Raw genomic sequence first — 19,443 nt, 5'->3', positions numbered from 1 at the left:
TTTCGTCATCACGAGACGCCTCCGGCGTCTCGAACGACAGCAAGGCCCCCGAGTCGTCGCGACTGGGGCTTTGGAGGCGTTCACCGCCGATCTGCAGTCAGCTATTTATAACCGAGCGGCTGGGACTTTAGAGAGTATATCGTCAAATCGAAGCTAACCGATTGTGAACAGGAAGCCAGGAGGCGCTCCGTACCGCCGGAATTCACCGTCTTTATCTAAGAGACGAACTTCAGCAGGTCGTCGCGGTTGTGTTCGTGGAAGCGCGTCCGGAGGCACTCCTCTAACGCCTCGACGTCGCCGCGCTTCGCGCAGATCGGCGCGATCCGGTCGGACCACTGCTGCCACGGCGGGTACAGTCCGAGGCGGTCGCAGATCTCGTCGAGGCGCTCGTCGAGGTCGTCGATCTTGTCGGTCTTGTTGACGGCGACGATCGGCTCGATGCCGACGTCCTCTAAGAAGCCGTACATCTCCACGTCGTGGGGGACGTTCCCGCGCTCGGCGTGGCGGTCGATGATGTCGACGGCGGCCTTCCCGTCCATCACGACGACGCCCGCGAGGATCGAGTCGGCGTTCTCCTCCAGGTAGTGAACGATGTTCGTCTTGATCGCCTCGCGGTGCTCCGCTTCGACGCCGGACATGAAGCCGAACCCGGGCAGGTCGGTGAACATGAAGCCCTCGCTGGCCCAGTCGAAGTGGTTCGGCTGGCGGGTGACCCCCGGCTTGCCGCCGGTCGAGAAGTCGTGACCCGTCAGCTCGCGCATCAGCGTGGACTTGCCGACGTTCGAGCGTCCCACGAGGACGACCTCGGCGTCGCGGTCCGGCCGGTCTTCGAACATACCCGTACGTGGGCGACTGAGCGGTTTAAAAGGCGCGTCGTCGATCTCGGGCGCCGTCCCGGCTGAGACCGATGCGCATCCGCGGGGCGACGACGATAGACGCCGGCCGGAGGTCGGTTCGAGCGCCCCGGCGGCCGAGGACCACCCCGATCGCTATCTCGAACGGAGACGGCATGCCTCGGTAATGTGTAGTATAGATCGTGAAAATACCACTACATTTATATACTTCTATTCGGAGTGGGTCGTTGTAACATGGTGCTCACGACGAGGGCTCGGAACCGCCGTATCGGCCAGACGAAGCCGACGACAACCCGTGTCGACGCCTCGGAGCGCGTACGACGGGGGTCGGGACCGTCCGCCGAGGGTCGGTCGTCTCCGTCGTCCGTCCCGGACCGTTCGAGGGGAGGCGCATGACGGGGGCCGAGACGTTCGGCGCCATCTCCCTGGTTCCGCCGCTTCTGGCGATCGTGCTCGCGATGGTGACGCGGAAACCGGTCCTCTCGCTGTTTCTGGGGATCTGGTCCGGCGGCGTGATATTCACGGCGAGCCACGGCGTGGTGCAGACGCTCGACTGGCTCGTTTCCTCGATCGGCGAGAGCACGTTCAACGCGAAGATCATGCTGATCGTGTTGTTCCTCGGGGCCGGCGTCGCGCTCATCTGGCGGCTCGGCGGGGCGAACGCCCTCGCGAACGCGGTGACCTCCAAACTCAACACCCAACGGAAGGTCGGCGCGGCGACGTGGCTCTTCGGCATGATTTGGTTCTTCGACGACTACTCGAACACGGCGATCGTCGGCACTACGATGCGGGAGATCTCTGACGAGGTGAACATCTCTCGGGAGAAGCTCGCGTACATGATCGACTCGACGGCCGCGCCCGTCGCGACGTTCGGCATCTCGAGTTGGGTCGCGTATCAACTGAGCATGATCCAGGAGGGGTACGACGCCGCGGGCGTCTCCGTCGAGGCCGGCGAGGTTCCCAGCACGTTCGGGCTGTTCTTACAGAGCATCCCGTTCAACATGTACTGCCTCTTCGCGGTCGTGATGGTCGGGATCATCGTGTTCTCCAGGCGGGACTTCGGCGAGATGCTCGACGCCGAGCACCGCTCGGCGACGGAGGGGAAGGTCCTGCGTGACGGGGCCATCCCGATGCAGAGCGCCGAGGACAGCCTCGGGGATGTGCTGACCGACTCGCCGCAGCTCCGGTACTTCCTGGCCCCGACCATCGCCCTGATGGTGACTGTGGTCGGCGGCGGGTTCTATACCGGCATCAACGCGTCGGAGCCCGGCGCGGGGCCGTTCGAGATCGCCGGCAACGCCGCGTTCGTCGACGCGCTCCTGTGGGGGACGTTCATGATGGTCGCCGTCGCGCTCACCATGGGCGTCGCGAGCGGGATCGCCAACCTCGACGAGGCGATGGAGACCGTGATCGACGGGTTCGGGATGATGCTGACCGCGCTCACGATCCTCGTGATGGCGTGGACGATCGGCACCGTCACCACCGCGCTCGGCACGGGTATCTACGTCACGAACATCGCGGAGAACATCGTGACGCCGACGCTGCTCCCGGTCGTCGTGCTGATGGCGGCCGCGTTCATCGCGTTCTCGACGGGCACCTCCTGGGGGACGATGGCGATCATCACGCCGATCGCCGTCCCGCTGGCGTGGAGCGTCGGCGGCGGCACGCCGGAACTCCTCCCGGTCGCGATCGGGACCGTGTTCAGCGGCGCCATCTTCGGTGACCACTGCTCGCCCATCTCCGACACGACGATCCTCTCGTCGACGTTCACCGGGTCCGACCACATCGATCACGTCCGCACCCAGATGTACTACGCCACGACGGTGCTGATCGTGGCCGCGTCGCTGCTGACGGTGTGGGGCGCCACCCGGATCACGCCGCTGGTGCTGCTCCCGATCGGCGTGGTGACGCTCGGCGTTCTGGTGTACGTGCTCTCCGAGTTCGACGCGAACCGGAAGGGCATGGAGGCGACCCGCACGGTTCGGGTCGCCGGTCGGTCGACCAGCGACGACGACTGAACGCCTCGGCGGTGCGGATTCTTTCGACCTGTCTCGATGACGCGCGAGCGGAGCGTCGTCCGCGGTCAGCCGCGTCGAGTCGCTGTCGTCTCTCCGACGGGTCGACCCCGCCCTCACTCCCCTCTCGCGACCGCCGTCGGGACTTACTTGTCATCGCGGTCCGTCCCCGTCGCATGGACAAACAGGCCGTCCGCGAGGCCGTCTGGGACGCGTTCGAGGCGGGGGACCAGGCGCGGTTTCCGTTCCCGCCCCACGACCGGATCCCGAACTTCGCCGGCGCCGACGCGGCGTGCGAGCGACTCGCCGAGACGCCGGAGTGGGCCGACGCCGCGACGCTGAAATGCAACCCGGACGCGCCCCAGCTACCGGTCAGGCGCGCCGCGCTCCGCGCCGGGAAGACGGTGTACGTCGCCCAACCCCGGCTGCGCGACGCCGATCCGTTCCTCCGGCTCGATCCCGACGACCTCGCCGAGGACGACAGCGACGACGCGACCGACGCGAGACCGACGATAGACGACGCCACCACCGTCTCGGGCATCTCGACGCACGGCACGCCGGTCGCGCCCGAGGCGGTCTCGCGCGTCGACCTCGTCGTCGCCGGCTCCGTCGCCGTCACGACCGACGGCGCGCGGATCGGCAAGGGCGAGGGGTACAGCGACTTGGAGTGGGGCGTGCTCCGCGAGCTGGGGGCCGTCGACGGCGAGGGACGGAGTCCCTCTGGCAGTCGGGCGAAGCCCGACGACGACGAGACGACGGTGGCGACCACGGTCCACGAGCTGTCCGTGATCGACGGAATCGAGTCGGCGCTCGTCGCCGAGGGGGAAGGAGCGGACGACGGCTCGACGCCCTCGCTCCCGGCCCCGGACGCCCACGACGTGCCGCTCGACCTGATCGTCACGCCGGAGCGGACGATCCGGACCGAGACGCCCTACGAGCGGCCGTCGGGGATCGACTGGGACGCGCTCGGTCCGGAGCGACTGGACGAGATCCCGGTGCTGGCGGAACGAGCACCGGATCGGGTATAAAAAGGGATATCGACTGTTCGTCGTCGACCGACGACCGCTCAGTCCGCGTGTTTCGGCGACGGTGCCGAGCGCTCCGTGCGGCGGTCGGCGACGTGACCGCACTCGGGACAGACGATGGTGCGCTCGTCGCCGTCGCTGACGACGAGCCACCCGTCCGAGACGGGGTTCTGGAAGCTACACTCCGCACAGAAGAGGACCGACTTCCGGCGGGACGACCGGGGACCGCTAGCGACTGCGTTCATGTCTATCAGTAGTATTCGGACGTATATGGGTCTTGTTCGACCTGATCGTTCGGGAAAAATAACCGCTGGTGGCCTCGCGTCCGGATCGCGCGCCGGTCGGGCGGTTTTCGCGCCGAAGGACGTTGTCGCGTATCGCGCCGAGGGATGTTGTCGCGTATCGCTTCGAGGGGTGGTGTCGCCTATCGCGCCAGCGGCATGTTGTAGCTCGTCTCCGCGTCCATCACGTGCTCCCACGTCGCCTCGCACTCGCAGGAGACCTGCTCGAAGACGCTCGGGTCCTGCCGCTTGTCGAAGTCCTTGATCGCGGTCTGGACGCGGTCGTCGCACTCCCCGCAGTTGTGCGCGCCCCGGTCCGAGCCGTGCCCGACCGGGTCGGAGACGACGATGGCGTCGACGTCGGCCGTCTCTTCGAGGACGTGCGCGACCGACCAGAGCCACGGGGGCCGGTATCCCCCCTCGAAGAACAGCTCGTCGACCATCGTGTAGCGCTGCACGTTCGTCGGGTTCATCGAGACGGTGTGACACCCGTCCACGTCGGCGCAGCGGCGGATCGAGTCGATCATGTCGGCGGCGGCCTCCGGCTCCGCGAGGAAGGGCGGCTTCATGAGGAGGTACGCCTTGATCCCCACGTCGGCGTCGAACTCGGCGTCCGCGGCGGCGGCCTCGGCGCAGGCGTCCTCGAAGTCGGCGAAGTCGAAGTACTTGTTCACGCAGTCGTGGCGGACGCGGTCGGTGGCCGTCTCCAGCCCGACGGCCACGTCGGTCGCGATCCCGTGGTCGGCGAAGTCGCCGATCTTCTCCCGGCCGACGAAGTCCGGCAGCGACTCGACCACGATCCGGTCCCGGTCGGCGAACGTCTCGGCGATCGCCCGGCGCGTCTCCGCGGGGACCTCGCGCTCGTCGAGGAAGGAGCCGGAGGTGTAGATCTTGATCAGCTCGGCGGGGGCGTCCGCGTTCTCCGCCTCGTGGTCGAGACACACCTCGATCTGGTTCATCAGGGCCTCGTGGCTCACGCTCCCGCCTTCCACGGACTCGGCGACGTAGCCGCACATCGTGCAGCCGCCGGCGCGCGCCCACCGACAGCCGCCGGTGTTCAAGATGACCGTGAGGGAGTTCACGACGCCGTCGGGCGTGTTGTCCTCGTCTATCCACACGCGGGTCGGCTGCGTCGGGTCGTACGTCTCCGAGCGCTCGGCGCGGATGTCGCGCATCACGGCGTTGTGCGCGTCCATTCCGCGCCCCTGCTCGTACGCGTCGGGGCTCGGCTTGCTCATTACCGGGAGAAGCGGCCGCGCGCGTAAAGCCGTGTCGTCATCGCGGACCCGGGGCGCCGGGCCGGCGACAGTACCCGGACGGATCGCTCGTGATGTCTATATTCCATTTCATAGAAAGATTTTATAAATAGCGCTAACTGGAATAAAATGATGTCTCCTGACCGCGACTACGGACGGCGTGACGTACTGCGAGCGGGTGGGATCGTACTCGGCGGGTCGCTCCTCTCGGGATCGTCGACGGCCGCGGACGGCGACGAGTCGACCACGCTGACGCTGTTATCCTACAACGACATCCAGACGGCGGCCGCGGAGGACAAGAACTTCCCGCGGCTGGTGACGCTCATCGAACAGCGGCGGGCGGCGGCCGACGGCCCGGTCGTCGTGGTCGGCGGCGGAGACGAGGTGGGGCCGCACGCCCTCAGTCCCATCTCGCAGTGGCGCGCGCCGGTGGACGTGCTCAACGAGGTCAACCCGGACGCCGACGTGATCGGCAACCACGAGTTCGACTACGGGCTCGACCCCGTCTCGGAGGTGACGAGCGACTCCGAGTTCCCGTGGCTCGCGACGAACCTCGTCGACAGCGACACCGGCGAGGCGTTCGACGGCACGGAGTCGGTGCGGATCGTCGAACGCGGCGGCGTCAGCGTCGGGATCATCGGCCTCGTCGACGAGGGGGCGACCTCCGGGAAGACGAACATCGACTTCGGCGAGGAGGGACTCACCGTCGAGGACTACACCAAGACCGGCCCCGCCGAAGCGAAACGGCTCAAGGAGGAGGAGGGGGTCGACGTCGTCGTCGCGCTCGCGCACACGGGCATCGACGACGCCGAAGACCTTGCCGAGGCCGACGCGGACGACGACATCGACATCGTCGTCGTTGGCGACGACGAGCAGTTCTATCCGCCCGAGGAGATCGACGGATCGATCGTCTCGGAGGCACAGGCGCGCGCGGCCTACCTCAGCGAGATCGAGCTGACCGTCGAGGACGGCGGCGTCACCTCGTGGGACGGAGAGCTGATCGAGGTCACGGACGACATCGAGAAGGACTCCACCGCGTCCGACATCATCACCGACTACCGCGCGGAGGTGAGCCTCGACTCGCCGGTCGTGGAGTCGGAGACGGCGCTGGACGCCACCTTCTCCTCGAACTACCACCGGGAAACCAACTACGGCAACCTGATCACCGACGCGATGCGCGAGCGGGCCGACGCCGACGTCGCGATCACGAACTCGGGCGGGATCCGCTCCGACTCGGTCTACGGCCCCGGCGAGATCACCGGCGGAGACATCTTCAACACCCTCCCGTTCCCGAATACGCTCGTCACGTTAGAGCTGACGGGCGAAGAGCTGATCGAGGCGCTGGCGAGCCAGATCGTCACGCTGGAGAGCGATACGGGGCAGAACCTCGGCGAGGAGGTCTCCCAACAGACTAGCGGCGTGCGCTTCGAGTGGGTCCCCCATGACGACGCGGACGAACTGGTCCGCGACGTGTACGTCGGCGGCGAGCCGCTCGCCCCCGACGACACGTACGAGGTGGCCGTCAACAGCTTCATGGCTAACGGCGGGAGCGGCTACCCGTTCGAGGACAAGCCGGTGATCGAGGACACGGACGAACTGCTCGTGACGCTGGTCGTCGACTACCTGCGGGAGCGCGAGACCGTTGCCCCCCGGGTCGAGGGACGGATGCAGCGCGTCGACCGCGATCTGCCCGACGCGTCCGTCACCATCGACGGGAACGGCAAGGTGGTCACGCAGTACGACGCGCCCGCCGACGTCAGCTCGGTCGCCGAGGACACCGTCGCGGTCTGGACCCCCGACGGCGAACACAGCGACGCCGAGAAGGTCGTCTTCGACGAGGACGACGAGAGCTTAGTCGTCCGCGTCGACGACGGCGACCTCGCGGAGATCATCGGAGACGCGGACGACGGCGACGAGGTCCCGCTCGAACTCTACGCGGAGTACGAATCGAGCGAGTTCGACCACGTCTACTTCGAGCGCTCGCGGCTCAACGCCGACGTCGAGGCCGTCGTTCGACGGCGCGGCCGCGATCGGGTCGCTCCCGCCGGACGATAGCGGGCTCGCCCGGCGTCACGCGGCGGTTCGCTCGCCCGAGCGACGCCGTCGGAGCGCGGACACGCTCGCCCCGAGGACGGCGCCGACCGCGTTGACGGCGGCGTCGCTCCACGCGAACGAGCGCCACGGGATCGGCGCCTGGACGAGTTCGATCCCGAATCCGACCGCCGTCGCCGCGGTCACCGCCATCGCGACGGCGACGACTCGCCGCTCCCGTCCGATCGCGCGGACGAGCAGGGCGGCGAGCACCGCGTAGCCGAGGAAATGAAAGGGCCCGGTGACTCCGATCGCGGCCGGGAACGCGTCGACGACCGCTCGGCCCACTCCGCCGACGGTCCCGCCGCCACACCCGCCGGACGGCGCGGCCGGAATCGGGAGCACCGACGCCACGAGGACGACGACCGCGAACGCGGCCGCGACGGTTCGTCGCCGCTCGGCGGCCGCGTCCGGCCCGTCTGTCCCGGCCCGTCGGTCCCGATCGGATCCCGTCACGCTCGCGGTTCGCCTCGCGGGAAGTTATGGCTCACGGCGCGGTGTAAACGGTCGCCCACCGGGAGGGCTCACCGAAACCACTCGGTCACACGATATCTCCGGTGCCGTCGCCCCGACCCCGAGATGGCCGCTCGGTCCCCGGATATCGGTGGCGTCCACGCCGCGCGGACTTATATATTATCGCCACCAGAGCAGCGGTGAAATGTAACTGGTATCGGCTACGCCGAAGGGTGAACAACTAACACGATACAGTCCGTCTATAATGAACGAGCATTACATGACTGAAATGGGCGGCTACAGGGACCGAGTTGCACAGGTCGATCTCGGCGAGGGAGCGGTCGAGTACCGCGGGATCGACGACGAGGACGCGGAGAAATACATCGGCGCGCGCGGGCTCGGCGTCAAGTACGTCTTCGAGGCCGGGCCGGACGTGGACCCGATGGGACCGGACAACCGACTGGCGTTCATGACGGGTCCCCTCACGGGGACGCAGACGGTGATGAGCGGCCGCATCGCGCTGGTGACGAAGTCCCCGCTGACGGGGACGGTCACCGACTCGCACCACGGCGGCTGGTCCGGCGCGCGGCTCAAGTGGGCCGGGCTCGACGGCATCCTGCTGGACGGCGCCAGCGACGACCCCGTCTACCTGCTCGTCGAGGACGGCGAGGTCGAGGTACGCGACGCCTCGCACCTCTGGGGACAGGGCGTCCACGACACGATCGACGACATCGACGAGGAGGTCGACGGCTCCGTCGGCAAGAACCTCTCCGTGATGACGATCGGGCAGGGCGGCGAGAACGGCGTTCGCTACGCCTGCGTGATGAACGAGGACGACCGCGCGTCCGGCCGCGGCGGCACGGGCGCCGTCATGGGCGCGAAGAACGTGAAGGCCGTCGTCGTGAAGAGCGGCACCGACATGCCGAAGCCCGCCGACCCCGAGACGTTCCAGGAGGGCTACCAGCAGACGATGGAGGTCATCCGCGAGTCCGACGTCACCGCGCCCAACGAGGGCGGCCTCTCGGTGTACGGGACCAACGTCCTGATGAACGCGACCGAGGAGATGGACGGCCTCCCGACGAAGAACGCACAGCACACCTCGACGGAGGCGTACAGCGAGGCCGACGGCGTCGACGTCCAGGCCGACGACGTCGACGTCCAGGCCGAACGCGTCTCCGGCGAGAACGTCCGCGAGAACATCCTCGTCGACGAGCCGACGTGCCACTCCTGTCCGGTCGCGTGCAAGAAGGAGGTCGAGGTGGACGTCACCCACAAGGGCGAGGACATGAACGTCCGCATGGAGTCGTACGAGTACGAGTCCGCGTGGGCGCTCGGGCCGAACTCCGGACACGACGACCGCGACGAGATCGCGGTCATGCTGGACCGGTGTAACGACCTCGGCGTCGACACGATCGAGGCCGGCAACATGATGGCGATGGCGATGGAGATGAGCGAGGAGGGCAAGCTCGACGGCGTCGGCCACCTCGACTGGGGCGACTCCGAGACGATGATCGACCTCATCGACGAGATCGGACACCGCTCCTCGGACCTCGGCGACCTCCTCGCGGAGGGCCCCGAGCGCGTCGCCGACGCGAAGGACGCCCACGGCAACAAGCTCTCCGTGAAGGGGCAGACGATGGCCGCCTACGACCCGCGCTGTATGAAGGGCATGGGGATCGCGTACGCGACCTCAAACCGCGGCGCCTGCCACCTGCGCGGCTACACCCCGTCCGCCGAGATCCTCGGCATTCCGGAGAAGGTCGACCCCTACGAGTGGGAGGGCAAGGGCGAGCTCACCGCCACCTTCCAGGACCTGCACGCGGTGTCGGACTCGTTCGACATCTGCAAGTTCAGCGCGTTCGCGGAGGGGATCGAGGAGTACGTGCTCCAGTACAACGGCATGACCGGCCGCGACCTCAGCGAGGACGAGCTGTTCGAGGCCGGCGAGCGCGTGTACAACCTCGAACGCTACTTCAACAACCTCGCCGGCTTCGACGGCGCGGACGACACGCTGCCGAACCGGTTCATCGAGGGGCACCCGGACGCCATTCCCGGCACGGGCGCCAGCGAGGGCGAACTGGTCGAGCTCGACGAAATGAAGGCGGAGTACTACGAGACCCGCGGGTGGGTCGACGGCGTCGTGCCCGACGAGAAGCTCGAAGCGCTCGGGATCGACATCGGCCCCGGCACCGGCGTCTCCGCCGGCGACTCCGCGGCTCCGGCCGACGACTGATCGGCGGTCGTCCACCCCGCTTCGGGTACCCATTTTTAAGTGACGGCCGTCGGTAGCCGCGGGCATGGTCCACGACCCTCTGTCTCCCTCCGAAGTCCTCCGAACGCGGGCCGGGGCGGCGCTCGCCGTCGTCTCGCTCCTCGTGTTCGGCTACTCGCTCGTGATTGCGCAGCTCCTCCTCGGCGCTCTCGTCGGGGGTGCGCTGCCGGCCGGCCTGTACCTCTCGTACCGGTTCTTCGCGGCGCTCGACTCGCTCGCGGACGCGGCCCAGCGGATCGCGGCTGCCCGCGAGCGCGAGGCCGACCGGGAGTCCGGATTCGGCGACGCGACCCGGCGCGAGTCGACGGCGTCGGAGTCGAGCGCGGACGCGCTCGCCGAGCGCGAGCGGTGACTGCCGCGGCGATCCGTTTACGTCGGTCGCCGCCGAGATGCCGCGTATGAACGCCCGCCCGGTCGCGGCGCTCGGCGTCGCGATCACGACGTTCCTCGCGGTCGCTGCGGTCCTCACCGAAGCGCTCGCGGCTCGGATCGCATTCTCCGTCTTCGTCGGGCTCCCGGTGGGGATCGCCGCCGGAGTCGTGACCGGAGCCGCGACGCAGACCCGGCTCTGGCGCTCGCGGGGGGCGCGACCGGTCCTGCTCGGAATCGCCGCGTTCGGCTACGCGGTCCTCGCCGCCGCCGCGGTCTCGTACGCCGTCCCGCCCGCCCGCGGGCTCGTGAGCGTCGCGACCGCGGTCCCGTTCGCGGCGGTCTGCGCGGTCTCGGTCGGCCTCCTCGCGCGGCGGTATTCGGACCGGATCGACTGACGCCGGCGGGGAGCGGGAACCTGGCGGTCCGGCGGCCTCACGCGAACACGACGAAGCGGAACAGCCACAGCGTCGCCATCCCGACCGTGATGGTCGCGAACACGTTCTCCGTCCGCCAGGCGACCGCGCCGGCGACCGCGCCGGCGATCAGCCGCTCGTCGAGGAGCGTGGCCGCGACGGACGGCCGCAGCGTCATCAGGTCGGGGAGGACGAGCGCCGCGAGGACCGCGGGCGGGACGTACCGCAGCGGGCGTTTTACGCGGTCCGGCACCTCGTCGATCCGGCCGAACAGGTGGATGAACGAGAGTCGGAACCCGTACGTGGCGACGCCGATGAGGAGGATGGCGACCCACACGCGGGGGGAACCCGCGCCGGAAGGCGCACCCGTCACGCGCCCACCACCTCCGTCAGGAGGCCGACGGCGATTCCGGTCGTCGCGCCGACGAGCAGGCCGAGGTTCAGCGGGAGGCCGGCCGCCACGACCGCGACCGCGCCGGCCGAGACCCCGGCGGCCGTGGTGGGCCGGTCCTTCATCGCGGGGACCAAGAGCGCGAGGAACACGAGCGGGACCGCGAACGTGAGCCCCCACGCGTCCGGGACGCCGGTGCCGACGACGACGCCGACCACCGTTCCGACCTGCCAGACCGCCCACAGCGACGCCCCCGCGCCGAGGTAGTACCGCCAGCGGCTCCGCTCGGGGTTCTCGTCGAACTCCGCGACCGAGAGCGCGTACGCCTGGTCGGTGAGCACGTAGGCGAGGCCCGCCCGGAGCCGTCGGCCGTAGTCCGCGAAGTACGGGGCGATGGAGGCCGAGTACATCACCATGCGGAGGTTGATCACGACGGCCGTGCCCACCACGACCGCGAGCGGGGCGTTCGAGCCCAACAGGTCAAGCGCGGCGAGCTGGGACGCGCCGGCGAACACGATCACCGACATCCCGACCGCCTCCGCGAGCCCGAGGCCGGCGTCGACCGCGGCGATGCCGGCCACCAGCGCGAACGGAACGATACCGAGCATCAGGGGCGACACGTCGCGCACCCCGGCCCAGAGGTCGTCGTCGACGAGGCGACCGTCGCTCGCGTGGTCCTCGTCGGGACTGCTGGCGCCCGCGTGGCCGTCGTCGGGGCCGCCGTCGTCTGTGAGGTCGCCGTCCACGGTCACTCTCGCGGGTACACCGGCTCGTCGTACTTCGCGGCGAGGTGGTCCGCGTGCTCCAGCTTCGCGTTCGCCTTCCGGAACGTGCCCAGAAGCGAGTGGATCTCCCGCTCCGTCGGGTGCGCGCGCCCGAGGAGCCGACGCATCAACAGCGCGTTCTTCTCGCGGACGTGCTCGCGCTGGCCGGTCGTCGCGAGGAACTCGTCGAAGTACCCGTGGAAGCGCTCGATGTCGGTTTCCGGCGCGCGCGTGACCGCGGTGTCTGGCAGTTGCGTCTCGTCGACGGTGAGGTCGCGGAGCTCGTACAGGAGCACGGTCGCGGCCTGCCCGAGGTTCAAGACCGGGTAGTCGTCATCGGCGGGGATCGAGCACACCTCGTCGAGCCGCGAGAGCTCCTCGTTGTTCAGCCCGCGCCCCTCGCGACCGAACACGATCGCGGTCGGGGCGTCGACGGTCGCCAGCGACTCCCGGAGCTCCGCGGGGGTCTTGAAGGGGAACCGCTCGTGGCTCCGGTCGTCCTCGCCGGTGATCGCGGTGGTCCCGACCGTGTGGTAGTTCGCTACGACCTCGTCGAAGGTGACTTCGTCGGCGTTCGGAAGCACGTCCTCGCGGGCGTGGCCGGCGAAGCCGTACGCCTCGCCGTCCTCCGCCAGCTCCGGGGGGTCCACCAGCTTGAGATCGGAGAGGCCGAAGTTCTTCATCGCCCGGGCGATGGTGCCGACGTTGCCGGGCGTCTCCGGCTCGACGACGACCACGACCGGCTTGCGGCGAGTCCGGTCAGCGAACCTGTCGTCTCCGGCGGTCGGGGCCTCGTCCTCGGGGCCCGCGTCCTCGATCGGGTCGGTCCCGTTCGCCTCGGGGTCGGTCCCGTTCGCCTCGGGGTCGGTCCCGTTCACCTCGGGGTCGGTCATCGGTTCGACGGGTAGTCCGTCGAGAGGTCGACGTCCGTGAGGTCGTCTTCGTTCAGTTCGTCTCCGTCGTCGCCGTCGTCCTTCCCGGCGAGTTCGAGGATGTCGATCCGGTCGCCCTCGAAGTCCCGCTCGACGCGTTCCTGGATCTCCTGTTGGTCCGGCAGGTCCGGCAGCCCGTCCGGGTCCTCCTCGACGTGTTCGACTGAGCCGTACCCGTCCGGGGCCTCGTTGCCGGCCGCGACCCACTCGTGGAAGCGGTCGCCGAACTCCAGGCCGCCGGCGTGCTCGCTCCCGCCAGCCTCGCGGTACCAGTAGATCAGCTCGGGCTCGTGTTCGGGACAGAGTAGCACCTCGCCGTTGGGCTCTCCGTACACGATCTCGGCTTGGTTACACCGGTGGACCTCGGCCTCCCCGTGTTCCAGATAGCAGACGTCGCACGGCTCCTCGACGAGGGAAACGAGCCTGAACAGTCGCTCTCGCGGCTCCTCGGGAATCTCGTCGAGCGGCTTGAGTTCACCGTCGTCGGTGAAGATCTCTTCCTCGTCGAACCGCCATCCGCGGAGGCCGACGCTCACTTTCGCCATAAGAGCCGCTATGCGAGGCGGGGGTAAAAGCGCGTCCTTCGCGGAACGAAGGGTCCGTTCGCGACGGCCCTCGTCGCCGGTGCCGTCGCCGCGACGCATATACGCGAGCGACTCGTACCCGAGCGCAATGCGACGACGGCGCCTCCTCGGGGCGATCGGTGCCGGTTCGGTCGGCGGTCTCGCCGGCTGTGCGGACGCCGGATTCAGGTCCGAATCAGCGTCGGACGGCGAATCGGGATCAGACGCTGAGTCGGGATCGGACGGCGAATCGGGATCGGACAGTGAGTCGGGATCGGACAGTGAGTCGGGATCGGATAGTGAGTCGGGATCGGACGCTGAGTCGGACTCCGAACCCGCGTCCGAGTGGCCCTCGGGACCTTACGCCGACTACGACACGACTACCGTCGAGGTGCGGAGCGCCGACGGCGACCGCCTCGGAACGGTGACCGCCGCGATCGCCGACACGGCGGATACGCGTCGCTTGGGTCTCAGCGACGCCGAATCCCTTCCAGAGAACGGCGGTATGCTGTTCGTCTACGACGCTCCCCGAGAGTCGCTCACCTACGTGATGCGACGGATGGACTTCGGAATCGACATCGTCTACGCCGATTCGGAGGGGACGATCGTCGAGATCCACAACGCCCCGAAACCGGGGCCGAACGAGGACGGGAACGACCAGCGATACCCCGGATCGGGGCAGTACGTGCTTGAAGTCCCGTATAAATGGACCGACCGAAACGGCGTCGCGGCCGGAGACGCGCTGTCGTTCAAGCTGTGACCTCCTTCAGCGAACTCGTTCGGTCGCCGTCGGGTCGGGTGCGTTGAGGTCCGGCGCTCGAGCGACGCTCACCGCGAGCACGACGCTCATGACCGCGAACAGTCCCAGGAGCGCGAGGACCAATACGGTCACGCCGCCCGTGACGAGGAGCTGGCTCCCGAACAGCTCGCCTCCTATCGTCGCGAGGAGGGCGGCTAGCGCGAGTCCGAGCAATCGGTCTTCTGTCTTCGTGTCCATACATCTGGTTCGTGCTGAACGGCATTAACGCGTGCCCGACGGCTGCCGTCATGTCTCACACTGACACGTCTCGTCGGGCGATACGGCCCGATCAAGGGACCCCTGGTCGACCTCTCGAGTCACCGGGAGTCCCGCCCGCTCGTGCCGGTCGTCCGCCACCCACTCGCCCCGTTTATATCGCTCGCGCCCGTGGTGATCGTATGCGAAACGTGGACGCCGCGGGCCTCGGAATCGGCGACGACCATCCGCCTCGGATCATGGGCGTACTCAACGTCTCCAAGGAGTCGCCGTACGACCCGAGCGTGTACGACGATCCGGGCGACGCCGCCGAGTACGTCGACGAGGAGCTGATCGCGGAAGGAGCCGACATCGTCGACGTGGGCCTCGAATCGGCGAACAAGGACTTGGACGTGCTCTCCGCCGAACAGGAGCTGGAGCGGCTCGACACGGCGATCGAGACGATGGCGTCGACCGCGGGTGACGCCGTCTGGTCGATCGAGACCCGCTACCACGAGGTCGCCGACGAGGCGCTCGCGCGCGGGTTCGACATGGTCAACGACATCTGCGGGTTCGCGGACCCCGAGATGCCCCGCGTCTGCCGCGAACACGACGCCGCCGTCTCGAAGATGGCGTCCCCGCCGGACCTGGAACGGCCGGGGGCGATCGAAAACGTCGACGACATCTACGAGGCGCTCTCGATGAACGGCTTCACCGACAAGACGATCCTCGATCCGGCCTTCGGGGGCTGGTCCGAGGCGAAGACCCACGCCGACGACCGCGAGACGTTGCGCCGGCTCCGGGAGTTCCGCGGGTACGGCCGGCCGCTGCTCGTCTCGATCAACCGCAAGAGCTTCCTCAAGACGATCGCGGGGCGGACCACGGAGGAGGCGCTGCCCGTCTCGCTGGCGGCCACGTCGATGGCGGTCGAGCGCGGCGCGCACGTGATCCGCACCCACGACGTCGCCGAGACTCGGGACGCCGCACTCGTCGGCGCCGAGTTCGCCCGAGGGCGGGTCCGCACGGGCCGCGACGCCGGCGACGTCGCCGTCGAGGAGCTGGACGTGACGACAGCGCGCGAGGCCGAGCGACACCTGGACAGACTGGGCGCCGACCGAGAGGTCGCCGGCGAGGCGTCCGTTCGGACCTACGAGCTCACGGGACTCCCGGAGCCCGCGGTCGGCGCGCTCCGGGCTGCGACAGCGGGGAGCGAGGGCGTGGACGGGGTGGCGTTCGCCCTCGCGGGAGCCGCAGCGGGAACCGCTGAGCCGCCGTCCGCGACCGACGGCGGAGAGCCCGACGCAGACGGGACCGGCTCCCACGGGCTCTTGATCTGTACGCCCGCGGGTCGTTCGGCCCTCACCGACGCGGTTTCCGGCGTCTCCGACCCGCTCGACGCCGCGCTCGAAACGATGGACGACGGCTGGAAGTAAGAGAAAGTTTATGCCGTCGTGCAGACAACCGATCGACCGGACGCCGGAGGGGCACGCGGGTAGGGGTACTCTGTGCTACTCCGGCCCATACCATATTCCCCGCCGCCAGCGGCCGCGCCGTCGGGCGCTCCTCCCCGAGCGCGTCGACCGATCCCCCGACGCGCGGCGCGATTCGGTGACCGCGGAGGCGGCGGCGTGAACTTCGAGACGTTCGAGCCGATGTACGAGGCGATCCTCGCGGACTTCGGCTTCGAGCGGGCCGCCGACGAGCGGGCGCGAGACATCGCCGCCGAGCTTTCGACCCCGTTCCCGCTCGATCGGCTCGGCGACTGGCGCGGCGCGACCGTCGCAGTCGCGGGCGCCGCGCCCCGACTGGTCGACGACGTCGACCTCGCTCGCGACGCCGACGTGGTCGTGGCCGCCTCCACCGCCGCCGACGTCCTCCGGGACCGCGGCGTGGCGGTCGACTGCATGGTGACCGACCTCGACAAGAACCCGGCGACCGCGGCGGCGCTGACCCGCGATGGCGTGCCGGTCGCGGCCCACGCGCACGGCGACAACGTCCCCGCGGTCCGCGAGTGGCTCCCGCGGTTCGCCGGCGAGTGGACGCTCGCGACGACGCAGGCGGCGCCCACGGGACCGGTCGTCAACCCTGGCGGGTTCACCGACGGCGACCGCGCGGCGTTCCTCGCCGACCACGTCGGCGCCGGTCGGCTGGTCTTCCCCGGCTGGGAGTTCGACGACCCCGACGTGGGCCCGATGAAGGCCCGGAAACTCGACTGGGCCGCCCGGCTGCTGCGGTGGCTCGAACGCCGACGAGACGAGCGGTTCGCGGTCCTCGACGGCCGGCGAGACGCGGCGGACGCGGCGCTCGACTCGGTCTTGTCCGGGAGCGATTAGGGGGGCGTCGACTCGACGCGCTCCTTCGGCAGCAGCTCCTCGCGGTCGCGCGCCTCCAGCCACTCCACCAGCTGCACGAGCTGGTCGGTGGCCGCCGCGAACAGCCGCTCGGCCTTCTCGGGAGTCACGTCGGTCGGGTCGCCGAACGCGCCGTTCGCGGAGTTGTCGACCGCGTCGTAGAACGTCCGGGTCCCGTGGACGAACGCGTCGGACTCGTCGAGGTGGACCAGCCCCCCGTCGCGGGCGTTCTCGAACTGGTCCTCCCGGACGAGTTCGGGCGCGATGTGGGTGATCATGGCGGTCTCCTTCGGCCCCGCGTGCGGGCCGTTGTGTTCGAACAGCTCGTCGACGAGCCCCGGGATCGACTCGTCCCACATCCACTCCAACGCGTACGTCGTCCCGTCCTCGTGCAGTCGGCGCCCGACCTCGCGGAGGTGCTGGACGTTGCCGCCGTGGGCGTTCACGTACACCACGCGGTCGATCCCGTGGTACGCGAGGTTCCGTGTGTACGCCTCGACGTAGTCTCGGAACTCCGGCGGATCGACCCACATCGTGCCCGGGAACTGCCGGTGATGCGGGCTGACGCCGACGTTGACCGTGGGGGTGCGGACGACGCCGGCCTCCTCCGCGGCCGCGCTCGCGAGCGCCTCGGCGATGAGGTGGTCGGTCGCCAGCGGGAGGTGCGGTCCGTGCTGCTCGGTGGAGCCGAGCGGGATCAGCGCGACGGACTCGTCCGACAGCTCCGCCCCCAACTCCGGCCACGTCCGGTCGGCGAGATACATATCAGGAGGTGTGATTCGGCACGTAAGAACCCACCCGTCCCGGCGTGGTTCGCCGTCTCGCCACGCGCAATTCGCCGTCTCGTCCGCACCCGGGTCGCCGTCTCGCCCGCACGCCGTTCCGCCGGGGAACGCCCCTTCGACCCCCGCCGAACCGTGTCGCCACCCTTTTTGTGTCGTCCGACCGAATCCGGTAACATGTTTGGAGGAGGCGGCATGAACCCGCGGAAGATGAAACAGATGATGAAACAGATGGGGATCGACGTCGAGGAGATCGACGCCGAGCGGGTCGTCATCGAGACGGCCGACGGGGACCTCGTCTTCGACGGTGCCCAAGTCACCAAGATGGACGCGCAAGGCCAGGAGACCTACCAGATCGTCGGCTCGCCGTCGGAAGTCGAGAGCGGATCCGCGGCCGGCGCGGTCGAGGCCGGCGATGCGGACGCGGAGGAGGACGCTGCCGCCGAAGAGGAGGACGCCATCCCGGACGAGGACGTGGCGCTCGTCGCCGAGCGCGCGGGCGTGCCGACGTCCACGGCTCGCGAGGCCCTCGAAGACACCGACGGCGACCTCGCGGCCGCGATCGCGGCGCTGGAGTGACTGATCCGGCGTGACGGACGCCGCGTACCTGCTGGTTCACGAGGACCGGGAGTACCTGCTGGAGCCCGGCGAGGAGTTCGGCACCGACCTCGGCGTGCTCGATGTCCCCGAGGACGTCGAGGGCGGCGACACCGTCGAGACGCACCTCGGCACCGTCTTCGAGGTCCGCGAGCTCCGCGGGCCGGACCTGTTCAACCACCTCGAACGCACCGGCGCGCCGATGATGCCCCGCGACGTGGGGCTCGTGCTGGGCCACACGGGCGCGGCTGGCGGCGACCGCGTCCTCGACGCCGGCACCGGCACGGGGATCCTCGCCGCCTACCTCGGCCGCGCCGGGGCCGACGTGACCACCTACGAGGTCGACGCCGAGTTCGCCGACGTCGCGCGCGCGAACATGGCGACCGCGGGCGTCGCCGACCGCGTCGAGGTCCGGACCGGGGACCTCACCGAGGAGCTGGACGCGCTCGCCGACCAAGAGCCGTTCGACGCCCTCACGCTCGACACCGGTGACGCGCCCGCCGTCGTCGAGCGCGCGGACGAGCTGCTCGTCTCCGGCGGGTGCCTCGCCGTCTACTCGCCGTTCGTCGAGGGCACCCGCGAGGCGGTCCTCGCCGCCCGCGAGGCCGACCTCGACGGGATCGAGACGCTGGAGACGATCCAGCGCGAGATGGACTTCTCCGACCGCGGTTCCCGCCCCTCCACCGCGGGCGTCGGCCACACCGGGTACCTCGTCTTCGCGCGGGCGCCCTGATCCGGTAGCGCTCAGACACGCCGATTTCGTGCGAAAGCGAACGAACTGAGCTGCTCGTCGGTGGTCGCTGCGTTGGGTTGCCGAGCTAGCTCGAAAAGGCCGGTCAGTCTTCGTTTACGGAGAATCGAGGAGAAAGCCTCGCGCTTCAGCGCGGGGATGAATCCGACACTACCCTTCACAGTCCACCGTCCGATGGACGGCTGGATATTCCACGTTCTAACCCATACCTTCAAATTAGTTTGTCTACATAGGTTACGTATGGCGAAACAGGTCGTTACTCGCACCTACACTGCGTCCATACGGA

Annotated in this window: 21 protein-coding genes; 11 read left to right on the top strand and 10 right to left on the bottom strand. The window is 69.0% G+C overall.

Features of this window, described 5'->3' with window-relative positions; genetic code table 11:
* Nucleotides 1-215: 215 nt before the first annotated feature.
* Nucleotides 216-836 (bottom strand): GTP-binding protein EngB, encoded by a 621-nt coding sequence (engB, locus tag R6U01_RS07025; RefSeq protein ID WP_410285747.1) that lies wholly within the window; start codon nucleotides 834-836, stop codon nucleotides 216-218.
* Between the two features lie 410 nt (nucleotides 837-1,246).
* On the opposite strand from engB, the gene R6U01_RS07020 reads away from it, so the two are divergent.
* Both R6U01_RS07020 and R6U01_RS07015 read left to right on the top strand, forming a co-directional pair.
* Nucleotides 1,247-2,872, top strand: a complete 1,626-nt coding sequence (locus R6U01_RS07020) for a Na+/H+ antiporter NhaC family protein (protein WP_410285746.1) — start codon at nucleotides 1,247-1,249, stop codon at nucleotides 2,870-2,872.
* Nucleotides 2,873-3,045: 173 nt separating this feature from the next.
* Complete coding sequence (locus R6U01_RS07015) at nucleotides 3,046-3,897, top strand: 5-formyltetrahydrofolate cyclo-ligase (RefSeq protein ID WP_410285745.1); 852 nt, start codon at nucleotides 3,046-3,048, stop codon at nucleotides 3,895-3,897.
* Between the two features lie 38 nt (nucleotides 3,898-3,935).
* Here R6U01_RS07015 and R6U01_RS07010 read toward each other — a convergent pair whose 3' ends face one another.
* Together R6U01_RS07010 and R6U01_RS07005 are read right to left on the bottom strand one after the other, a co-directional pair.
* A complete protein-coding gene (locus R6U01_RS07010) occupies nucleotides 3,936-4,139 on the bottom strand; it encodes a hypothetical protein (protein WP_410285744.1) in 204 nt (67 codons plus the stop codon).
* 179 nt (nucleotides 4,140-4,318) lie between these two features.
* Nucleotides 4,319-5,413: an archaeosine biosynthesis radical SAM protein RaSEA gene (locus R6U01_RS07005; RefSeq protein ID WP_410285743.1), complete on the bottom strand. Its 1,095-nt coding sequence runs from the start codon at nucleotides 5,411-5,413 to the stop codon at nucleotides 4,319-4,321.
* Between the two features lie 150 nt (nucleotides 5,414-5,563).
* On the opposite strand from R6U01_RS07005, the gene R6U01_RS07000 reads away from it, so the two are divergent.
* Nucleotides 5,564-7,486, top strand: a complete 1,923-nt coding sequence (locus tag R6U01_RS07000) for a bifunctional metallophosphatase/5'-nucleotidase (protein WP_410285742.1) — start codon at nucleotides 5,564-5,566, stop codon at nucleotides 7,484-7,486.
* A gap of 15 nt (nucleotides 7,487-7,501) precedes the next feature.
* On the opposite strand, the gene R6U01_RS06995 is transcribed toward R6U01_RS07000, so the two are convergent.
* Nucleotides 7,502-7,978, bottom strand: coding sequence for a VanZ family protein (locus tag R6U01_RS06995; protein ID WP_410285741.1), 477 nt, complete (start codon nucleotides 7,976-7,978; stop codon nucleotides 7,502-7,504).
* A gap of 277 nt (nucleotides 7,979-8,255) precedes the next feature.
* Between R6U01_RS06995 and R6U01_RS06990 the strand changes: the two genes are divergently transcribed.
* The 3 genes from R6U01_RS06990 (at nucleotide 8,256) to R6U01_RS06980 (ending at nucleotide 11,014) form a co-directional block, all read left to right on the top strand.
* Nucleotides 8,256-10,208 carry an aldehyde ferredoxin oxidoreductase family protein gene (locus tag R6U01_RS06990; protein ID WP_410285756.1) on the top strand — a complete coding sequence of 651 codons (1,953 nt, stop codon included), beginning with the start codon at nucleotides 8,256-8,258 and terminating at the stop codon, nucleotides 10,206-10,208.
* 64 nt (nucleotides 10,209-10,272) lie between these two features.
* Nucleotides 10,273-10,599, top strand: a complete 327-nt coding sequence (locus R6U01_RS06985; RefSeq protein WP_410285740.1) for a hypothetical protein — start codon at nucleotides 10,273-10,275, stop codon at nucleotides 10,597-10,599.
* Between the two features lie 46 nt (nucleotides 10,600-10,645).
* A complete protein-coding gene (locus R6U01_RS06980; RefSeq protein ID WP_410285739.1) occupies nucleotides 10,646-11,014 on the top strand; it encodes a hypothetical protein in 369 nt (122 codons plus the stop codon).
* 37 nt (nucleotides 11,015-11,051) lie between these two features.
* On the opposite strand, the gene R6U01_RS06975 is transcribed toward R6U01_RS06980, so the two are convergent.
* The 4 genes from R6U01_RS06975 to R6U01_RS06960 form a co-directional block, all read right to left on the bottom strand.
* Nucleotides 11,052-11,405: an AzlD domain-containing protein gene (locus tag R6U01_RS06975; protein WP_410285738.1), complete on the bottom strand. Its 354-nt coding sequence runs from the start codon at nucleotides 11,403-11,405 to the stop codon at nucleotides 11,052-11,054.
* Nucleotides 11,402-12,031, bottom strand: coding sequence for an AzlC family ABC transporter permease (locus R6U01_RS06970; RefSeq protein WP_410285755.1), 630 nt, complete (start codon nucleotides 12,029-12,031; stop codon nucleotides 11,402-11,404). The genes R6U01_RS06975 and R6U01_RS06970 overlap by 4 nt, the downstream gene beginning before the upstream one ends.
* 140 nt (nucleotides 12,032-12,171) lie before the next feature.
* Complete coding sequence (locus R6U01_RS06965) at nucleotides 12,172-13,080, bottom strand: RNA methyltransferase (RefSeq protein WP_410285737.1); 909 nt, start codon at nucleotides 13,078-13,080, stop codon at nucleotides 12,172-12,174.
* Complete coding sequence (locus R6U01_RS06960; RefSeq protein ID WP_410285736.1) at nucleotides 13,077-13,664, bottom strand: hypothetical protein; 588 nt, start codon at nucleotides 13,662-13,664, stop codon at nucleotides 13,077-13,079. Before R6U01_RS06960 ends, R6U01_RS06965 begins: the two co-directional genes overlap by 4 nt.
* 127 nt (nucleotides 13,665-13,791) lie before the next feature.
* Between R6U01_RS06960 and R6U01_RS06955 the strand changes: the two genes are divergently transcribed.
* On the top strand, nucleotides 13,792-14,442 hold the full coding sequence (locus R6U01_RS06955) for a DUF192 domain-containing protein (protein ID WP_410285735.1): 651 nt from the start codon (nucleotides 13,792-13,794) through the stop codon (nucleotides 14,440-14,442).
* A 6-nt stretch (nucleotides 14,443-14,448) separates the two neighbouring features.
* On the opposite strand, the gene R6U01_RS06950 is transcribed toward R6U01_RS06955, so the two are convergent.
* Nucleotides 14,449-14,679, bottom strand: coding sequence for a hypothetical protein (locus R6U01_RS06950; protein ID WP_410285734.1), 231 nt, complete (start codon nucleotides 14,677-14,679; stop codon nucleotides 14,449-14,451).
* 200 nt (nucleotides 14,680-14,879) lie between these two features.
* Between R6U01_RS06950 and folP the strand changes: the two genes are divergently transcribed.
* Both folP and R6U01_RS06940 read left to right on the top strand, forming a co-directional pair.
* Entirely contained in the window at nucleotides 14,880-16,109 is a 1,230-nt protein-coding gene (gene folP / locus R6U01_RS06945; RefSeq protein ID WP_410285733.1) for a dihydropteroate synthase, read from the top strand.
* A gap of 195 nt (nucleotides 16,110-16,304) precedes the next feature.
* Nucleotides 16,305-17,009, top strand: coding sequence for a 6-hydroxymethylpterin diphosphokinase MptE-like protein (locus tag R6U01_RS06940; RefSeq protein WP_410285732.1), 705 nt, complete (start codon nucleotides 16,305-16,307; stop codon nucleotides 17,007-17,009).
* On the opposite strand, the gene R6U01_RS06935 is transcribed toward R6U01_RS06940, so the two are convergent.
* The gene (locus tag R6U01_RS06935; RefSeq protein WP_410285731.1) at nucleotides 17,006-17,791 is read right to left on the bottom strand and encodes a creatininase family protein; all 786 of its coding nucleotides are present in this window, start codon (nucleotides 17,789-17,791) and stop codon (nucleotides 17,006-17,008) included. The two genes, R6U01_RS06940 and R6U01_RS06935, sit on opposite strands and share 4 nt — an antisense overlap.
* A gap of 195 nt (nucleotides 17,792-17,986) precedes the next feature.
* Between R6U01_RS06935 and R6U01_RS06930 the strand changes: the two genes are divergently transcribed.
* Entirely contained in the window at nucleotides 17,987-18,388 is a 402-nt protein-coding gene (locus R6U01_RS06930) for a nascent polypeptide-associated complex protein (protein ID WP_410285730.1), read from the top strand.
* 10 nt (nucleotides 18,389-18,398) lie between these two features.
* The gene (locus tag R6U01_RS06925; RefSeq protein ID WP_410285729.1) at nucleotides 18,399-19,139 is read left to right on the top strand and encodes a methyltransferase domain-containing protein; all 741 of its coding nucleotides are present in this window, start codon (nucleotides 18,399-18,401) and stop codon (nucleotides 19,137-19,139) included.
* Nucleotides 19,140-19,443 lie beyond the last annotated feature (304 nt).

Source organism: Halorubrum sp. (genome assembly GCF_046498025.1).
Lineage (GTDB): Archaea > Halobacteriota > Halobacteria > Halobacteriales > Haloferacaceae > Halorubrum.
This window is presented reverse-complemented; position numbering and strand designations above follow the sequence as displayed.

Coding starts and splice junctions, on each gene's coding strand:
- engB (WP_410285747.1), bottom strand. CDS start 836: ATGTTCGAAGACCGGCCGGACCGCGACGCCGAGGTCGTCCTCGTGGGA.
- R6U01_RS07020 (WP_410285746.1), top strand. CDS start 1,247: ATGACGGGGGCCGAGACGTTCGGCGCCATCTCCCTGGTTCCGCCGCTT.
- R6U01_RS07015 (WP_410285745.1), top strand. CDS start 3,046: ATGGACAAACAGGCCGTCCGCGAGGCCGTCTGGGACGCGTTCGAGGCG.
- R6U01_RS07010 (WP_410285744.1), bottom strand. CDS start 4,139: ATGAACGCAGTCGCTAGCGGTCCCCGGTCGTCCCGCCGGAAGTCGGTC.
- R6U01_RS07005 (WP_410285743.1), bottom strand. CDS start 5,413: ATGAGCAAGCCGAGCCCCGACGCGTACGAGCAGGGGCGCGGAATGGAC.
- R6U01_RS07000 (WP_410285742.1), top strand. CDS start 5,564: ATGTCTCCTGACCGCGACTACGGACGGCGTGACGTACTGCGAGCGGGT.
- R6U01_RS06990 (WP_410285756.1), top strand. CDS start 8,256: ATGACTGAAATGGGCGGCTACAGGGACCGAGTTGCACAGGTCGATCTC.
- R6U01_RS06985 (WP_410285740.1), top strand. CDS start 10,273: ATGGTCCACGACCCTCTGTCTCCCTCCGAAGTCCTCCGAACGCGGGCC.
- R6U01_RS06980 (WP_410285739.1), top strand. CDS start 10,646: ATGAACGCCCGCCCGGTCGCGGCGCTCGGCGTCGCGATCACGACGTTC.
- R6U01_RS06970 (WP_410285755.1), bottom strand. CDS start 12,031: ATGCTCGGTATCGTTCCGTTCGCGCTGGTGGCCGGCATCGCCGCGGTC.
- R6U01_RS06965 (WP_410285737.1), bottom strand. CDS start 13,080: ATGACCGACCCCGAGGTGAACGGGACCGACCCCGAGGCGAACGGGACC.
- R6U01_RS06960 (WP_410285736.1), bottom strand. CDS start 13,664: ATGGCGAAAGTGAGCGTCGGCCTCCGCGGATGGCGGTTCGACGAGGAA.
- R6U01_RS06955 (WP_410285735.1), top strand. CDS start 13,792: ATGCGACGACGGCGCCTCCTCGGGGCGATCGGTGCCGGTTCGGTCGGC.
- R6U01_RS06950 (WP_410285734.1), bottom strand. CDS start 14,679: ATGGACACGAAGACAGAAGACCGATTGCTCGGACTCGCGCTAGCCGCC.
- folP (WP_410285733.1), top strand. CDS start 14,880: ATGCGAAACGTGGACGCCGCGGGCCTCGGAATCGGCGACGACCATCCG.
- R6U01_RS06935 (WP_410285731.1), bottom strand. CDS start 17,791: ATGTATCTCGCCGACCGGACGTGGCCGGAGTTGGGGGCGGAGCTGTCG.
- R6U01_RS06930 (WP_410285730.1), top strand. CDS start 17,987: ATGTTTGGAGGAGGCGGCATGAACCCGCGGAAGATGAAACAGATGATG.